This is a genomic window from Streptomyces sp. NPDC002730 (assembly GCF_042888805.1).
In the GTDB taxonomy this organism is placed as follows: Bacteria; Actinomycetota; Actinomycetes; order Streptomycetales; family Streptomycetaceae; genus Streptomyces.
In genome coordinates this window covers 1-1,924 of sequence record NZ_JBIAQG010000063.1, presented here as the reverse complement: position 1 = coordinate 1,924, position 1,924 = coordinate 1, and the positions used below count along the sequence as shown (strand labels likewise).

The 1,924-nt window shown below is 66.3% G+C and carries 1 pseudogene; it reads left to right on the top strand.

Going from position 1 to position 1,924, the window contains the following annotated elements:
* Positions 1-510: 510 nt before the first annotated feature.
* Positions 511-1,289 (top strand): annotated as a pseudogene (locus ACFYXH_RS42425) (reverse transcriptase domain-containing protein); the annotation flags it as partial.
* Between the last annotated feature and the right edge of the window lie 635 nt (positions 1,290-1,924).

Sequence of the window (1,924 nt, the reverse complement as noted above, 5' to 3'; positions counted from 1 at the left end):
GCCGGATACGGAGACCTACGTCCCACCAGGACACCTTCCCTCGGATCTGCAAGATCCATTGTCAGAGTGTCCACACCACAGGGGTCGCCTCAGTCGCGTGTGTTGAGTGGGTGCTCTTGGAGAGGGGGTCGGCGATGTCGCCGACGACAGGGTAGCCCCGGGTCCGTGTCCGATGGCCCGTCCCCACTCGGACGTGCGTCGCTGGTAACGGCGGGGTGCGAAGCTCCGGGGAGAAGCCCAAGTGCCGCCGCTCCACCCGGCGGCAAGAGGCAAGGGGAAGACCGGGCGGGCGAACACCCGTGAACCCTCAATGACGTCTCGTGAAGAAAAGCCCTGCCGGTGGGACGCGGTAGCAGGGTGCAGGGCGGGCCGCTGAGATGCGGCAGGCGCCGGGCGGTGTTGCATGCTGCTCGGGAGGACACCGCCGCCCCGGGATATAGAGGGCGCCCAATCCGGTTGTATCTCGCACACGCGGAACGTGGAAACCCCGACGGAGGCCGCCGCTCTGGCTTGGGATGCCGCCTGCGCCAGCGCATCTTCACGGCATCGAGGGACGGTGACCTGGCGAGAGTCAGGAACCTGCAGAAACTGATGCTCCGGAGCCTGAGCAACACGCTGGTCAGCGTGCGCAGGGTGACGGAGGTCAACGCCGGACGAAAGACAGCGGGGATCGACGGTCGGGTTGTGCTGACCGCCCCGGGCAAGACGGAACTGGCGCGCTTCATCCAGCAGCGCGCAAGCATCTGGCAGGCCCGTCCAGTCCGGCGGGTGTTCATCCCCAAGGCAGGGGGCCGCAAACGGCGCCCACTCGGCATTCCCGTGATCATCGACAGGGCTCACCAGGCCCGGGTGTCGGCGGCGCTGGAACCCGAGTGGGAGGCCCGGTTCGAGGCGAGGTCGTACGGATTCCGCCCGGGCCGGGGCTGCCACGACGCGATCGGGGTCATTACAACACGCTCAACGGCAAGAACCCGCAACGCGTGTGGATCCTGGACGCGGACCTGGCAGCGGCGTTCGACCGCATCGACCACAACCGGCTTTTGGCCCGGCTCGGCACCTTCCCCGCCCGGGGACTGGTCCGGCAGTGGCTGCAGGCCGGAGTGGTGGAACGCGGCCGGTTCACTGCGACGGAGGAGGGAACTCCTCAAGGCGGAGTGATCAGCCCTGTGCTGCTGAACGTCGCCCTGCACGGGATGGAGGCGGCTGCGGGCGTGCGGTACTACCCTCCGGGCCGACGGGCCGGAGAGATCATGCCGGACGCCCCGGTGCTGGTCAGGTATGCCGACGACCGTGCGCCACGAACACAACGGGAGGTTCTGATGTAGACGGAATCTTCCGGCGGGACCGCCCGCGCAGGGGGAGGTCTCAAACCGCGTGTGTCACGAACGCAGAGGGGAGCTCAGGTAGGGAGAGCTCCACGATGCGGTGCTGTGTGAGAGATGAGGGATTTGGCCCCTCGGCGCCGCCCTGCGGGGGACGGTGCCAAACCGCCACATGCTGCGTTGGTTGACGACCGTCGTGGTGAGCGATGTGGAAAAGGCGGCGGTAGAGCCGTCAGGTGGGGATCAGGAAGACGAACGCAAGTGAATCGCTGCTTGAAGTGTCGTTAGAAAACAGGTGACATCAGAACCGGAGATTTGTGGTTGCTCCGGGATAAGTCTGGCGGGGGTCCCGTTTACTGGCCAGGCGGTGTCCGGCACGGAGGCGACGTGAGCCTGATCTGCTGCTCTCGCATGGAACGTGAGAAGGCAAGCCCCGATAATGCCGCCTGACTTATAAGGGTGGTGAAAGGGAGCGGCTCAAGCGGAGGAACCGTGAGGGCCTGAGTACCAGGGCGATTGCAAAGTCCGTTGGTCGTGCGTCAGTGCAGGTCAGTTGAGTCCGAGGATGGCCAGTGGCCGCTCGTAGGGGCGGAGGGCTGTCC